Origin of the sequence: Microbulbifer agarilyticus, assembly GCF_001999945.1 — a bacterium.
Classification (GTDB): Bacteria; Pseudomonadota; Gammaproteobacteria; order Pseudomonadales; family Cellvibrionaceae; genus Microbulbifer; species Microbulbifer agarilyticus_A.
The window spans coordinates 3,789,211-3,802,656 of the sequence record NZ_CP019650.1; the positions used below are offsets into that span (position 1 = coordinate 3,789,211).

Annotated in this window: 11 protein-coding genes; 4 read left to right on the plus strand and 7 right to left on the minus strand. The window is 58.4% G+C overall.

The window, feature by feature from the left end; translation table 11 throughout:
- Nucleotides 1-34: 34 nt before the first annotated feature.
- The 3 genes from Mag101_RS15675 to mrcB all read right to left on the minus strand — a co-directional run bounded on the left by Mag101_RS15675 (nt 35) and on the right by mrcB (nt 4,404).
- Nucleotides 35-955 carry a DUF2167 domain-containing protein gene (locus tag Mag101_RS15675; RefSeq protein WP_077407154.1) on the minus strand — a complete coding sequence of 307 codons (921 nt, stop codon included), beginning with the start codon at nt 953-955 and terminating at the stop codon, nt 35-37.
- Between the two features lie 56 nt (nt 956-1,011).
- The gene (locus tag Mag101_RS15680; RefSeq protein WP_077407157.1) at nt 1,012-1,632 is read right to left on the minus strand and encodes a rhomboid family intramembrane serine protease; all 621 of its coding nucleotides are present in this window, start codon (nt 1,630-1,632) and stop codon (nt 1,012-1,014) included.
- 108 nt (nt 1,633-1,740) lie between these two features.
- Nucleotides 1,741-4,404, minus strand: a complete 2,664-nt coding sequence (mrcB, locus tag Mag101_RS15685) for a penicillin-binding protein 1B (RefSeq protein ID WP_077407160.1) — start codon at nt 4,402-4,404, stop codon at nt 1,741-1,743.
- A gap of 355 nt (nt 4,405-4,759) precedes the next feature.
- On the opposite strand from mrcB, the gene Mag101_RS15690 reads away from it, so the two are divergent.
- Nucleotides 4,760-5,764: an adenosine kinase gene (locus Mag101_RS15690; protein ID WP_077407164.1), complete on the plus strand. Its 1,005-nt coding sequence runs from the start codon at nt 4,760-4,762 to the stop codon at nt 5,762-5,764.
- 141 nt (nt 5,765-5,905) lie between these two features.
- Here the strand turns inward: Mag101_RS15690 and Mag101_RS15695 are convergent, their stop codons facing one another.
- From Mag101_RS15695 to Mag101_RS15710, 4 genes are all read right to left on the minus strand, one after another.
- On the minus strand, nt 5,906-7,696 hold the full coding sequence (locus Mag101_RS15695; RefSeq protein ID WP_077407166.1) for a putative bifunctional diguanylate cyclase/phosphodiesterase: 1,791 nt from the start codon (nt 7,694-7,696) through the stop codon (nt 5,906-5,908).
- Nucleotides 7,697-7,984: 288 nt separating this feature from the next.
- Nucleotides 7,985-8,563 (minus strand): YajG family lipoprotein, encoded by a 579-nt coding sequence (locus tag Mag101_RS15700; protein ID WP_077407169.1) that lies wholly within the window; start codon nt 8,561-8,563, stop codon nt 7,985-7,987.
- Nucleotides 8,564-8,636: 73 nt separating this feature from the next.
- Nucleotides 8,637-9,185: a copper chaperone PCu(A)C gene (locus Mag101_RS15705; protein ID WP_077407172.1), complete on the minus strand. Its 549-nt coding sequence runs from the start codon at nt 9,183-9,185 to the stop codon at nt 8,637-8,639.
- A gap of 61 nt (nt 9,186-9,246) precedes the next feature.
- Nucleotides 9,247-9,921 carry an N-acetylglucosaminyltransferase gene (locus tag Mag101_RS15710; protein WP_157520447.1) on the minus strand — a complete coding sequence of 225 codons (675 nt, stop codon included), beginning with the start codon at nt 9,919-9,921 and terminating at the stop codon, nt 9,247-9,249.
- A gap of 241 nt (nt 9,922-10,162) precedes the next feature.
- Between Mag101_RS15710 and Mag101_RS15715 the strand changes: the two genes are divergently transcribed.
- From Mag101_RS15715 to accB, 3 genes are all read left to right on the plus strand, one after another.
- On the plus strand, nt 10,163-12,043 hold the full coding sequence (locus tag Mag101_RS15715) for a protein-disulfide reductase DsbD family protein (RefSeq protein WP_077407178.1): 1,881 nt from the start codon (nt 10,163-10,165) through the stop codon (nt 12,041-12,043).
- A gap of 407 nt (nt 12,044-12,450) precedes the next feature.
- On the plus strand, nt 12,451-12,888 hold the full coding sequence (gene aroQ / locus Mag101_RS15720; protein WP_077407181.1) for a type II 3-dehydroquinate dehydratase: 438 nt from the start codon (nt 12,451-12,453) through the stop codon (nt 12,886-12,888).
- A gap of 66 nt (nt 12,889-12,954) precedes the next feature.
- The gene (gene accB, locus Mag101_RS15725; protein WP_077407184.1) at nt 12,955-13,431 is read left to right on the plus strand and encodes an acetyl-CoA carboxylase biotin carboxyl carrier protein; all 477 of its coding nucleotides are present in this window, start codon (nt 12,955-12,957) and stop codon (nt 13,429-13,431) included.
- Nucleotides 13,432-13,446: the final 15 nt, after the last annotated feature.

Below are 13,446 nucleotides of genomic sequence, written 5' to 3' on the forward strand. Positions count from 1 at the left end.
GGCCCTTGTCTTTGAAGTATTTTGCTGCGCAAAATTATTCGCCAGACTTTCTGCCACGCCGGAAAAGTTTGAACAGCGCGCCAAACGCCAGCGGAATTAACACCCAGAATTTTTTCAAAAACAGCAGCAGGCCGGCCAGTACACCCGTTTTCGCCAGCGCCTTACCGGCAACCAGAGCGCCCAGCCCATAGGCCGCCACCTTGTCTACTTCCGGGTCAAACTCTTCGTATTTGTATCCGGGATTAAAGCTCGCCATGGACAGCACCGTGTCCCGGTTTTGTTTGATATCTTCCAGCTCCGTCATACCGGCAATAAAGTTCAGCACCAGTACGCCTTTGCGCCCCAGCACGCGGATGTTGTAGTTGAGCGTGTTGGTGTCCATAGAACCGAACGTCAGCTCCTTGGCCCAGTAGAGCTTTTTCTGTTCGGCATCGTAGTAGGGCGCTTCCGCCCAGCCCACCAGGCTGATGGACTCATAGCCGTTTTCCACGCGGTATTTACTTTCCTCGCGCGTCGACGCTTTCATATCCTGCAACAAGTCGCTGTAATCGATATCGGCGGCATCATCGTCGCGAATATAGCCCTCCTCGCTGTACTCAATGGAGACACCCCAAGAGTCGCCATCAAACGGCGTGCTGCCGACGGGAAACAACATACCCATGGTCAGCTCGCTTTCCGGATTACCCCAGATTTCCTCCAGCACCACTTTGCTGTCCTGGGGGTTCAGGTAGTAAAAGGATTCGGGGACCTCGAGGCTGGCTACCCCACCGGGCAATTCCACGGTGCCACTAATACGCTCGATGCGATCCCAGGTTTCCTGGGCCCATGCCAGATATTGTTGCTGCTCCTCGCTCAACTGCGGTTCTGCAGCCTCCTCCACGGCCTGTGCCATAGCGCAGATTGGCAACAGGGCGAATATCAGCCCCGCTATCCCTACGATTCGAGAAAAAGTCATAAGTCCCCCAAGTGTTTTTTTATGTTTTGGTGAAAGTAATCAAAGAATACGAATGCTCACAGCAGGCGCGCCCAAGCCGCCGGATCGGTAAACAGGACAAATACCAGACCGGTGACCGCACCCCAGAAGTGCGCGTCGTGATTGATGCGACTGCTCTTATCGCGGCTGGCATAGACGCTGTAAATCAAATACAAAACACCAAACAGCCAAGCCGGCAGCGGAATCGGCAGGAATAAAAGGTAAAGCTCGGACTGCGGGTAATACACGATATAGGCAAACACCACCGCGGAAATGGCTCCCGAAGCGCCGACGCTGGCGTACTGGGGGTTATCGTGCTCTTTGAACAGAGTGGGTATGTGGCTGGTAATCAGTGCCAGCGCGTACAGCAGCACAAACAGGGTACCGCCAATGCGCTCGGCAAGCTCGCTGCCAAAGAGCCACAGGCACCACATGTTGACCGTAAGGTGCAGCAGGTTTGCATGTACGAAGCCGGCCAGATAAATGGAATCAAGATTTTGTCCGCGCCATACGCGGTAGGGGCGGAAGGCACACTCTTCGAGCAAACGCGGTGACAGGTACAGCGCGGCAAGGCTCACTACCGTCGTCACCACCAACAAAATCGTGGTGGGAGTCAGCAAAGACAGCAGGGAAAGTGAAGAAGAGCTGTCGGCAGTCAAAGGCGCGCCCCGCGAGTTGCAGAAATGAAACGATCGTCCATGCTACCTCGCTTTTGTAGCGAGGTTTAGACTAACGCCATTACACGCGCTTACACGGGCAGCAAATGCTCAGGGCCACTGGTCCTCTTCCTGCTGCGGCGGCCAGGGTTGCGCTTCCTCCACGGTAACGCCGCCACGACGCCGGCGTTCATCTAACCGACGTCGCTCCTCCTGGGCGCGTCGCTCTTCTTCCTGATAGCGCTGCTCCTGCAAACGTGCGGACTCCTCAAGGCGGCGCAAACGCTCCGCTTCATCCGGAGGAATCTGCTGATACTGTTCCGGGCCGAACTGCTCTTCACGCTCCAGCTGCTCGCGCAATTGGCGTTCCCGTTCGCGCTGCTCCTGCATCTGCTCGCGGCGTTGCTGCTCCGGATCAATGCCCCAGCCCGGGGTCATGTCTTCCCGCGGTGCGACATTCTCGTCGTCGCGATCAAACCAATTGCGGAACCAGCCACGGCGCTCGCAGCGCGGATCGGTCTTCAGGCGACTCTCCACCGACACCGGAATTTCGCGCCCGCCCTCGCAGTGACGCGGGTCCATATATTCGCCCTTCTGATTCACCGGCTTCCACTCGACGCCGCGGGGCGCCTGAATGCGGCCGTGACGGTGAGGCAGTTTGCGCATGATATCGGTCCAGATCGTCAGCGCACCGGTGGCGCCGGTCAGCTCGGTGCGTTCGTTATCGTCGCGGCCAAGCCACACCACCGCCGTCACTCCCGGGCTAAACCCGGCAAACCAGCTGTCGCGGTAATTATTGGTGGTACCGGTCTTGCCGGCAAAAGGCACACTGTTGGGCAGGCTGCGGTAGGCACTTTTGCCGGTACCCTCACGCATCACCTGCTCAAGCCCGTAGCGCAGTAAATAAATCGGCACCGCATCCACGCCGCGGTTCATTTTCGGACGGAAGCGCTGTACCTGATCGCCCACCGCATCGGACACCGCCAGCAAGGTACGCGGCACTATATGCTCACCGCCATTGGCCATGGTCTGGTACATACCCGCGACCTGAAATGGAGTCATTTCCACCGCCCCCAGGAACAGCGAGGGCACCCGCGGCAGGTTCGCTTCAACGCCAAGGCGGCGAATGGTTTCGCGCACGTTTTCAATACCAAGGTCCAACCCGAGACGCGCGGTGGCCTGGTTGTAGGAGCGCGACAGCGCAACATACAGCGGGACCTGGCCGTGGCTGCGGTTGTTAAAGTTCGCCGGCATCCACACCTGGCCGTCGGCCGCCACTTCGCGAATGGGCGCATCATCGATCAGGGTGGCCAGATTAAATTCGTGCGGGCGCTCCAGCGCAGTGAGATAAATGGCTGGCTTAATCAGTGAGCCAACCTGGCGGTTAGCTTCCAGAGCGCGGTTAAACCCTGGATAGTGAGGGCGGCGATCGCCCACCATCGCCAGCACATTGCCGCTGTGATTTTCCAGAATTACCGTGGCGCCCTGTAACGAATTGGCCTCGATGTTGCGGTCACTTTCCAGCTTGTCGGCACCCTGGCTAATCGCGTCTTCTGCCAGTTTCTGCACCGAGGGGGCAAGTGTGGTGTAAACCCGCAGGCCGGCGGTGCGCAGCTCTTCCACCGAGTAGTAGGGGCGCAACTCCTCTAACAATCGCTCGGTAAAGGCGGGATAGGGGTTCTGCGCGGCAGCACCTTTGGTTGCCACTTCCAATGGTTTGGCCTTGAGCCGTTGCAGGTCCTGCTCACTGATCAGCCCCTGCTCTTCCATGACGTCGAGCACGATATTGCGGCGCTCCAGCGCGCGTTTGGGGTGACGCCAGGGGTTGTAGTAGGAAGCGCCCTTGGCCAGCCCCACCAGCAACGCCATTTGATGGGGTTCCAACTGGTTGAGAGGCTTGTGGAAGTAAAACTCAGACGCCAGGCCAAAGCCATAAATCGCACGGCTGCCCTGTTGTCCCAGCCATACCTCATTGATGTATTCCTGCAGGATGTAGGCCTTGTCGTAATGGACCTCCATCAGGATAGCCATCAGGGCTTCGTTGAATTTTCGCCACAGGCTCGGCTTATGGTCGAAGAAAATATTCTTCACCAGCTGCTGGGTGATGGTTGAGCCACCCTGGACCACGGTACCAGCCTGCAAGTTGGCCACCATGGCGCGGGCGATACCGCGGGGAGAAACCCCAAAATGATGGGCGAAATCCTGGTCTTCCACGGCAATCAGCGTGGCACCCAGTAACGGTGGGATTTCTGTTATGCGCACCGGTGTGCGGTCGTCACCGCCGCCAAGCAGCGTACCGATAGGCGCCGCATCCAGGCGGAACTCTTCCAGCGCCGCACCAGTTTCATCGCGCAAGTTAGTCAGCTCGTCATTGCGCAGGCGGAAGCTTACCTTGGCTTCCCGTTCGCGCCCGTCCGCATGCACAAAATCGCGGCGCCACACCACATATTCCATGCCCTCGCGCTGCCACTGGCCGGGCTCATCCACGGGCGACGCCTGTTTATAGTTGAGCGCAGAGAACTCGGCCTCCAGCTCATCCGGCCGCATCACCATCCCTTCCTGCAAGACCAACGGCCGCGCAAACACCCGTGCTGGCAACTGGTACTGGCGACTGTCGAGGCGCTCGCGCAACTGCATGTCCAGCCACACCATATAACCGGCCAGCAGCAACACGCCGAGCAAGGCCAGCAAGCTCAGCCGCTTGATCCAACGGCCCAGGCGCCCCTCTTTTCGGTTAGCGCGCTTTTTCTGGGTACGACGTTTTGTTGCTGGCATAGATATCCGGGTAACTCTTCAAACTTCTCAGAAACGTAAAATATGTCACTAACAGCGCCTACGTGCGGTCGACGCAGCCAGTTAATCACTCGGGCTCGTTTGCATACACTCACTTGCACACAACTGGCACTTGTACACAACTGGCCCCCAGCCGCACCATAGGCTGTTATAGGCGGCATTTATAAGGTCGGCCGCACACAAGTCAAACCCAACGGGTTACGACGCGCCATGGTGTCAGCAAACCGTGGAACCGGCCGCAGCGCGCAGCGAGCGCTAAACTTGCACTCGACCGGGTGGCCGCCATAATGCGCGCATTCCCAAATTCACAGCCCAATAATCACGGACTCCCGACCCCATGCACCAGTATGAACTCTATGGCATTGGCGCCGCCCTGCTCGATACCGAAATTGAAGTCACCGACAGCGACCTGAAAACCCTCGGCGTGGATAAAGGGGTCATGACCCTGGTGGACGACGCGCGCCAGCAGCAGCTGGTGGACGACCTGAAAAACCACCTGGTCACCGCCAGCCACGCCTGTGGCGGCTCCGGTGCCAATACCATCATCGCCGCCAGCTACTTCGGCCTCGATACCTTCTATTCCTGCAAGGTCGCAGACGATGCCAACGGCAACTTCTACCGCGACAACCTGGCCGCAGCGGGCGTGAACTACCCGGAGGTCCTGAACAACGCCGCCGAGGGCACTACCGGCAAATGCCTGGTACTGATCACCCCCGACGCCGAGCGCAGCATGAACACCTATCTGGGCATCAGCGCCGAACTATCAGTCAATGAACTCGACAGTGATGCGCTGGCGCAGTCCCGCTGGGCATATATCGAAGGCTATTTGGTGTCGTCACCCACCGGCCGCGCTGCTGCCATTGCCCTGCGCGAACAGGCCGAGTCCAGCGGCGTAAAAACCGCTCTGAGCTTATCCGACCCCATGATGGTGCAACTGTTCCACGACGGTCTGAAAGAAATGATCGGCGGCGGCGTCGACCTACTGTTCTGTAACCGCGATGAAGCCCTGCAATACTGCGCCACCGATGCCCTGCAGGAAGCCGCACAGACCCTGCGCAACCACAGCAAGGCCTTCGCCATCACCCTCGGTGCCGACGGTGCCCTGTTGTGGGACGGCGAACAGGAATACCGCGTATCCAGCCCCAAGGTAAACGCCATCGACACCAATGGTGCCGGCGACATGTTTGCCGGCGCTTTCTTGTATGGGATTAACCGCGGTATGAGTTTTGCCGAAGCAGGTGAGTTGGCTTGCCGGGCGGCAGCGCAAGTAGTGAGCCAGTATGGGCCGCGTTTGCGTGCGGAACAGCACAAAGAATTGCTGGAGCAAACCGCAAGCGTTTAAGCGGCCAAGAAGCAAGACGCGAAGACAAAACGCCGGGCAAAGAATTATAGGGGGCCGCCTGGCCCGGCCCTGAAAATCCTTGCCCGGCGCCTTGCCGCCAGCACAAGAACTTCGACCCTATCCAAGCGGTAGTTTGATAGATCAATCCACAGACGTCGGTCGCGGCCCGCTGATTTCGGGCAGACAGGAGGCGGCGGCAATTCCAAACCCCTGCGCGTAATCCACCCCCATCAAACGTAATCGCTCGAGCAGCTCCGGAGTTTCCGCAAATTCCGCAATGGTGCTGATTCCCATCCGCTTGGCCAGGTGGTCCACCGTACTCACCATCGCACTATCGATCTCATCTTCGAGCATATTGCGCACAAAGGAGCCGTCGATCTTCAGGTAATCCACCGGCAACTGACGCAAGTAGGCCAGCGAGGAGGCGCCTCGGCCAAAATCATCCAGCGCAAAACTGCAGCCGGCCGCACGCAACTTGTGAATAAACATCAGCGCACGATCCAGGTTATTGATCGCGCTGGTTTCGGTAATTTCAAACTGCACCCGCGACGGCGCAACCCCCGCATCGGTCAGTTCACGCAGCACAAAATCGGCAAAGTACTCATCGCCCAGGCTGATACCGGAAACATTAATCGCATAGTGGAAACCACCGGCACCACTGCTCTGCTCGAGCGCCATATACTTGAATATGTTACGGATCACCCAGCGATCCACATCATCGATAATGCCGTAGCGCTCAGCTGCTGGTAAAAACAGTCCCGGGGAAATGATATCGCCATCGTGCCCGCGCATACGCACCAGCACTTCGTAGTGATGAATTCGGTTTTTTTCCTGCAGCGCCACCACGGGCTGGCGATAAAGCATCAAGCGGTCATCGCGAATCGCCGCATGAATCTCTGCCAGCCAAGTGCTCTCGCGGCGTTTCTCCAGCGCTTTGCGCGAATCGCCAAAGAATTTTACCCGGTTGCGCCCCTGTTCACGGGCTGCACTACACGCATCGTTGGCGGTGGCCAGCAGCTGGCTGGAAGGTGGTGCGTGCGTATCAACACTCACCGCACCAATGGACAGGGCTGGGCGGGTTTCACTGGTTTCCCACTCGAATACAAAATCGTTCACCGCCTCGCGTAGGCGCGTGACAATGCGTTTGGCTTCTTCGAGCGTGCAATCGCGAAGCAGCAGAGCAAATTCATCACTGCCTACGCGACCCAACAAATCGTTCTTGCCCAGACACTGGGTAAGGATACGGGCTATGGCAACCAGCAATGCATCACCGGCGCTGTAGCCGAGGGTGTCATTGACCACTTTGAATTGATAGACATCGAGATACAGCAGGATATGGTGCTGGCGCGGTCCGGTATCTCGGTTGAGCAATTGCTGCAGGGCCTGCTCAAATGTCTGACGATTGGGAAGACGCGTGAGCGTATCGTGACTGCTTTGCCAGCTGAGGCGGGAAGAAATACGCCGCGCTTCCGACGTGTGCCGCAGAACAACGACATAACCGTCCAGGCTTATGCCGTCTTTGACGCTGTTTATCTGAACACTGATTTCAACCAGCTCGGCTTCACCATCCGCGCCCCGCGGCCCCTGCCTGCGCAAATTGGCACGCAACTCCCGACGGCTTGGCACTTCTTCTGCGGCGTCACCTGAATTCAGACCCAGATCTAATGCCACACCTTCGTCATCTTCGAGGCTGAGACATTCCGACAAAATCTGGCCGGGCAGCAAGCCCACAAGGCTGCCACACAGCTCGCCAGCCAGCGGATTACTGTAACGGATGCGACCAAAGGGATCGGTAATCACTACGCCATCGGCCACCTCACCCAGCGCCAGTTCGGCAGCAGCCGGGCTCATCTGTGCACTCGGCGCCATATCCGGCGTCGATGCATCGAGCTGGCCATGAAAGGTGGCGTTTTGAGAGTCAAATTCAGTCAAGGGACATCCAGTTCAATCAGCCTGCGCAGACGGCCCGCTGTTACAACACGCAAGGGGCCAGTTGCCAGGATGCTCAGAGCGGTGTAACCAGTTACCGTAGAATGCATTGCATATGGAATTAACTGTACACCGGATCGGTGACAATTTCCGATCGAAAACAAACTTCTCAAAATAATACCGAATCCCGCGCTGGCGCGGTAACCTTTGTACATCCTCTATTGCAAATTTGTGTGAACTCACACAGTTTGAGGAAATTTTTTCAGGCCAGCACAAAACCCGCTTCACCCATTACAGGTGCTGGCGCAAGAACGACTTCAATTTTTCATCTTCAAACGCGCGCTGCAATGTAGCACTCAGCAGCTGGTTGATGGTGCTCTGCACCTCTTCCTTGCTCGGCTTGATCAGATTGCGGTCTTTGCCACTGGTGCTGTAGTTACCAAAAAACGTAGCGCCCTTTACCGTAACCTGCAGCTGAATCGCCGCACCGGAGTCCACCTTGGTGGTATAGAGCTTGTTCGGGCTGGTGTAGCGCAAGTCGGTCAGTGTCGCTACGACCTGTACATCACCGCCACCCTCCACGGTACGGAATGACCAGGCTTCAAAACCCTGATACAGGGCATCGGCGATCGCCCGGTCAATATTGTTGGCCAGGGTTACATTCGAGGAATCCGAGTAGATACCCCCCAGAGAACCGAGCCCATCGTTGCTCAGCTGGTTAGCGCCGCGCGCGGAAAGGGTGTAGCCCGCTCCGATATTATCCGCTGCAACGCTCACCTGCGGTTTGATCTCAACCTGTACCGGGCTGTGCGCACAGCCACCCAGCATGATTGCAAAACCCGTTGCCAATATCGCCAGCAGTGTTTTCATAAAAGGCTCCACTTTTTATCAGTAACGTCCGCAAACCGCGGCGCAATATTTCAGTTAAGGTTTAAATTATGTGTTAACCGTGCCCATGGTGACCGTGATGGTGGTGATGACCTTCCTGCTCCACCTCAGCGTTCATTCCCGCAGGCAATGCATCATTGAGCCCCAGCACCGGTAATGAGAGCTGGTAGCTGCTGCCGTCTGCAAATACGAGTCTCACCGGCAACTTTGCACCCGCTTTCAGCCTGACACCGTGCACCATCAGATGCGTAGCACCGGGACGCATTTCGATAGAAGTCTGCGCCGGCAAGGCGAGGTTTTTCAATGCGCGCATCTTACTTACACCGCCCTCCTGCAAGGTCGTGTGCAATTCCACACGGCCCTCCGGATGGGACGGCAATTCGATGCGCTCAAGCACATATTCGCTCGCGGACAGATTTTGCAACGCCAGGTACGCGGCCCCCATTGGCGCACCCGGTGGCATTTCCCGGGCGTAGCCGACAGCGTTCAGCTGCTCAACAGACTGCTGACCGGTCGACTCGTTTGCATGTATCGCGCCGGCAACAAACAAGGACACCAGAACAATGCCCCGCAACAGGCCAGTCACTGTGTGATTTTTTTTCATTATCGACTCCCCCGATAGATGTAGGTTGCGAACGCCCGCACCGTTATCTGGCGCGTACGGCTTAACGACTCTTTTGTAACAGTAAACGCGGTGGATTGCCGAGCTTTATGTCACCTCGAACCCGGTATCCGGGAACCGCCTGACGCAACTGGCTGTAGATCCAGCGCCCCTCCGCATCGTCGCGGGCAACAATAATGACCCGCAACTGATGCTGCTGGATACGCTGTGCGGTGGTCGTGAGCATCTGCACCATGACCTCGGAGCGCGCCGACAGTTCGGCTGGCGGCAGTGCCACAGTTTGTGCACCGGGCCCGTCCAAAGTCACATCCTGCCGAGCACGCTGCTGCTCGCGCTGCAATTGCGCGCGCACCTCAGCCGACAAGGGGTTACCGGGCGCAATTTCATCCGCCGTATTCAGCAAGCTGCTCACCTGCCCGAAGGACCGCCGACGCAGGGCATCGCGCGCCCTATCCACTTGATGCATCACCAGGGTCTGGATACCCGCCTTGGCCTGGGTATTACCGGGGTCGAGCTGCAGCACCTGCAGGTAAAAATCGTAGGCACTGGCACCGGCCGGCATAGTAATAAACCCCTCACGCTGTGCCACTTCCGCACGCGTCAGAAAGTGGCGGATGGTACGTTGGCGCACCTCTTCCGGGCTGGGGCCCGTGGGTGCCGGTGGCACGACCACTTGCGGCACCGGAGGCGGCGGCGTCGCACACCCTGCCAACAGCACAGTTGCACCGGTTGCGAAAACAGTGACCGCCTTCAACTTTCTGATACCCACCTCCCTGGAGCAGCCACCCACTGGGATAACTGTTGTTTTTTTGTACCGACACCACCGTTATACTGCCAGCGCAATTGCGCTAGGGTTGCGGCAAACGCCAGAATCCAACCCGGGCCCACCCCCTCAACAGGGGAACGACGGCTTGCAATAACAGTCCAATCTGACCCGACTATAAAGAATTTTATTACCGATGACTGCGAACACTTCCGGCATGCGAGAAATTTATCCGCACAACCCGTTGAACACACGGCGCTCGCCACTCAACCAGCTGGGGGCGGCAATGGCTCTGCTGGCGGCATTGCTGTGCAGTGTGCTGCTGAGCGCGCCGGCGAGTGCCCAACAGGAAAACCCGTTCGCCGCGCTCAGTGGCGGCCAGGACGACTTTCTGCCAGTGGACGAAGCCTATCAGCTCGATGTCCTGTTAAATGACACGGACGCCGCCGCCCTGTTCCAAATCGCCCCAGAATATTACCTGTACCGGGACAAACTGTCGGTCTACCTGCTGAACGGCGAAGACAAGACCGAACTGCCGCTCACTCTGCAAAGCGGCGAGGTGATCTGGGACGACTATTTCGAAAAAGAAACCGAGGTGTATCGCTGGCAGCTGGAAGTTCCACTAGCGCTGCCCGCGGGATCCAGCAAGGCCCGCCTGCAGGTGAACTATCAGGGCTGCGCGGATGCGGGCCTGTGCTATCCGCCACAAACACGTAATTTTGACCTGGATCTGCTGCAAAAAACCGCCACCCCCGTTGAAGGCAGTGGTGGTCTGGGCTCCGGCCCCAGTGGCGCAGCAAGCGGCAGCTCTGCGCCCCTCGCCGGCAGCGCCAGTAGCACGCTTTTCTCCAACCTGTTATTGGCCATGGCGCTGGCATTTGGTGGCGGCATGCTGCTGAACCTGATGCCCTGTGTCTTCCCGGTACTGTCCATTAAGGCGCTGACCATCACCAATAGCGGTGACCGCCAGCAGCTGCACGGCTGGGCTTACACCGCGGGCGTGGTCGCAACCTTCCTGCTGATTGCCGCTTTGATGCTGGGCCTACGAGCCGCGGGTGAGGCCGTCGGCTGGGGCTTCCAGCTGCAGTCACCGGTAGTGGTAGCGGCGCTGGCCTACCTGTTTTTCGCCATGGGCCTCAGCCTGTCCGGGCTGACCGAGTTCGGCGGCCGCCTGATGGGGCTCGGCGCCAACAGTGAAAGCAAAGGCCTCAGCGGCTCCTTCTCCACCGGCGCACTGGCTACCGTAGTGGCCAGCCCATGTACCGCACCCATGATGGGCTCGGCGCTGGGCTTTGCCGTGACCCAACCCGCGCCAGTGGCACTCGCGGTATTCGCCGCACTCGGTTTCGGCATGGCGGCGCCCTTTTTGCTGCTTACTTATATCCCCGCACTGGCCCAACGCCTGCCGCGCCCCGGCCCATGGATGGAAACGCTCAAGCAACTGCTGGCCTTCCCCATGTATCTCACCGCTGTGTGGCTTTTATGGGTACTGGGCCGCCAGAGCGGCAGTGACGGGGTTACCCTGGTTCTGGCCGGTGCGGTCGCCATCGCCTTCGCCCTGTGGCTGTGGCCACGCCCCGCAACCACTGGCAAAACCTGGCTGCGGACCAGCACCGCCGTGATCGCGGTTGCCGGCGCCATTTGGGTATTGCCCAACCTGGACAGCAATGCCGGCCAGCCAACTCAGGCGAACAAAAGCGATTACTGGCAAACCTACTCGCCGGAAGCCCTTGCCGCTGCGCGCAGTGAGGGCCGCCCGGTGCTGATCAACATGACCGCTGCCTGGTGCATCACCTGCCTGGCCAACGAAAAAGTCGTACTTTCCAGCGACCGTATTACCGCGGCGGTAGAGGATCTTGGCATTACCGCCCTGAAAGGAGACTGGACCAACCAGGACCCGCAAATCACCGAGCTGCTCGCGCGCTATGGTCGCTCCAGCGTACCGTTGTACTTACTGTTTCCGGAGGGCGGCGGTGAACCACAGATTTTGCCGCAAATCCTGACCCGCGACGGTCTGCTCACCGCCATGCACAGCGCCGTGAGCGAAGAGCGCCTCGCTGAATCCACCAGCCGATAACTCCCCCCACTGCCGGTGGCGACGCCACCGGCAGCATCCCTGGCTTGCTGTTCCGGCTAGCATCGCAGCTTCCAACAAAAGATTTCCATCTCCTACCTCTCGCCCCCCTCTCGCCTTGATCGCCGCAGCGGCACCTAACCTCACTTTGCGGCCAAAATGCCATTGTGGCCATTCACGCTGGCGAAAACGCCACCCTTTCATAAAAAACTACGGCAATTAGGTCGCTAACTTCGGCGAACTGCGCGCAACGTCTCTTTTTCGACATTTGAGGCATGGACAGGGGGTCACTTTTGCGGCAAACTCCAAGCGAAATTTGCCAAACACCCCTTGTGACGCGGTTTTCCGGGAACTTCCATGACTTTTTCCCGATTTTAGTCACAACTTTGCGCGCTTTACCGAGGCACAGAATGGCTAAACTGCTTTTGCTACACGGCCCCAATCTGAACCTGCTGGGCACCCGCGAGCCGGAGATCTACGGCTCCACGACCCTTTCCCAGATAAATGAAGCTGCCAGCGCGCAGTGTGCGGCGGCCGGCTGTGCGTTCGACAGCCTGCAAACCAACCATGAAGGAGTGCTGGTGGAACGTATCCACCAAGCGCTTGCCGACAAGGTCGACTTCATCGTTATCAATCCCGCAGCCTTTACCCACACCAGTGTCGCGCTGCGCGATGCCCTGGCCGGTGTAGCCATTCCGTTTATCGAGGTACACCTGTCAAACCCCCACGCCCGCGAGACTTTCCGCCACCACTCCTATCTGTCCGACTTGGCCAAGGGCGTGATTTGTGGGTTCGGGGCCAATAGCTACACCCTGGCCGTGGGCGCTGCGCTCAAGCAACTGGGCTAACCAAGATTTTCATTTCCCGACTGCGTGTCGGGGAACCGGTATACACAAGATCAAGAGTGAACTGTTATGGATATCCGCAAAATCAAGAAACTGATCGAACTGCTCGAAGAGTCCGACATCGGCGAGCTGGAGATTAAAGAAGGTGAAGAGTCTGTACGCATCAGTCGTGGCCCCAGCGGTGCCGCAATACAGATGCCACAAATGGCAATGCCGATAGCGGCCGCTCCCGCTGCACCGCAGGCACCGGCCGCGCCCGCGCCGGCTGCAGCACCCGCCGCGCCTGCAGAAGAAGCGGTCCCCGCTCTGACCGGCCACCCGGTAAAATCCCCAATGGTTGGCACCTATTATGCGGCCTCCAGCCCCGGCGCCGATCCTTTCGTAAAAGTCGGCCAACAGGTAAAAGCCGGCGACGTCATCTGCATCGTTGAAGCCATGAAAATGATGAACCAGATCGAAGCGGACAAGGCCGGTACCATTGAGGCAATCATGGTAGAAGACGGCCAACCGGTAGAGTTTGACCAGCCGCTCGTCGTTATTTCCTGAACCGGGGCGTTTACG

What these genes read in the sequence shown, in the direction of transcription:
- Mag101_RS15675 (WP_077407154.1), bottom strand. Translation starts at nt 955, where the DNA reads ATGACTTTTTCTCGAATCGTAGGGATAGCGGGGCTGATATTCGCCCTG.
- mrcB (WP_077407160.1), bottom strand. Translation starts at nt 4,404, where the DNA reads ATGCCAGCAACAAAACGTCGTACCCAGAAAAAGCGCGCTAACCGAAAA.
- Mag101_RS15690 (WP_077407164.1), top strand. Translation starts at nt 4,760, where the DNA reads ATGCACCAGTATGAACTCTATGGCATTGGCGCCGCCCTGCTCGATACC.
- Mag101_RS15700 (WP_077407169.1), bottom strand. Translation starts at nt 8,563, where the DNA reads ATGAAAACACTGCTGGCGATATTGGCAACGGGTTTTGCAATCATGCTG.
- Mag101_RS15705 (WP_077407172.1), bottom strand. Translation starts at nt 9,185, where the DNA reads ATGAAAAAAAATCACACAGTGACTGGCCTGTTGCGGGGCATTGTTCTG.
- Mag101_RS15715 (WP_077407178.1), top strand. Translation starts at nt 10,163, where the DNA reads ATGACTGCGAACACTTCCGGCATGCGAGAAATTTATCCGCACAACCCG.
- aroQ (WP_077407181.1), top strand. Translation starts at nt 12,451, where the DNA reads ATGGCTAAACTGCTTTTGCTACACGGCCCCAATCTGAACCTGCTGGGC.
- accB (WP_077407184.1), top strand. Translation starts at nt 12,955, where the DNA reads ATGGATATCCGCAAAATCAAGAAACTGATCGAACTGCTCGAAGAGTCC.